Origin of the sequence: Leucobacter sp. USHLN153 (genome assembly GCF_037145615.1) — a bacterium.
Classification (GTDB): domain Bacteria; phylum Actinomycetota; class Actinomycetes; order Actinomycetales; family Microbacteriaceae; genus Leucobacter.
On the sequence record NZ_JBBCXE010000012.1, the window covers coordinates 1 to 824 of the forward strand.

Here is an 824-nt window from a genome sequence, read left to right on the forward strand (position 1 = left end):
TTGCCGAGAACGCTCAGCGCACAGCCCTCAGCATCGCTGGACACCGAGTAGTGGCCAACGGAACGAGCACGAGGGATGATCTGGCGATCCTCATTCGCCCGGAGAACCTCTCACTGAAGCACCCGGACGAGCCCATCAACACCGCGTCGCATAATGCGCTCCCGGTGACCATCACCGACGTGACCTACCTCGGCGCATCGCGCCGCTACACGGTCGAGCTGCCGGATGGCACGGAGGGCACCGTTCGCGCCGGCCAGGAGGCGCGGGTCCATAATCGCGGCGACCGCGTACAGATGAGTTGGGAGATCGCTTCAGGCGTGCTCCTCATCGACACTGGCGAAGCCGGAGAGTCGACCACCTAAGGCGTCGCCCGCGGATGCCAAACGGGTGAGGCCCTCCAGATCGAAATGGATCTGGAGGGCCTCACCCGTTTTCTCGTTGAACGGTCTTCGTCGGGGCGGCGGATCAGGTCGCGGACTCGCCCGCCTCGCCGGTGTCAACGAGCAGCACACCCGAGTCGACGTGCCACTTCATCTCGACCTGATCGCCACGGTTGTGGATCCGCGCCTCCTGGCCGGCCCGCACCGCACCCTCCGTGCCGTCAGGCAGCCTCACCGTGTACCGGCGCGACGCCCCGAGGTACGTCACATCCAGGATCGTGACGGGTACCGAATTCTCGGCATCGCCCACGGGGTTCCCCACGTCCTCGAGGCGGAGGTTCTCAGGGCGGATCAGGATCGCGAGATCCTCATGCGAGGACTGACCGTTCGCGACGACGCGATGACCGGCAACCGTAATCGCGGTCTTCCGATCTCCGACCTTCT

General features: G+C 65.4%; 2 protein-coding genes. One reads left to right on the top strand and one right to left on the bottom strand.

The genetic code is table 11. The features are described from left to right. The coding region (locus WFH00_RS11860) for a TOBE domain-containing protein (RefSeq protein ID WP_336661051.1) at positions 1-362 on the top strand (362 nt) is incomplete at its 5' end. Positions 363-465: 103 nt separating this feature from the next. Here WFH00_RS11860 and WFH00_RS11865 read toward each other — a convergent pair. Then, positions 466-824 (bottom strand): TOBE domain-containing protein (locus WFH00_RS11865; protein WP_336661052.1); only part of this gene is annotated, 359 nt, incomplete at its 5' end.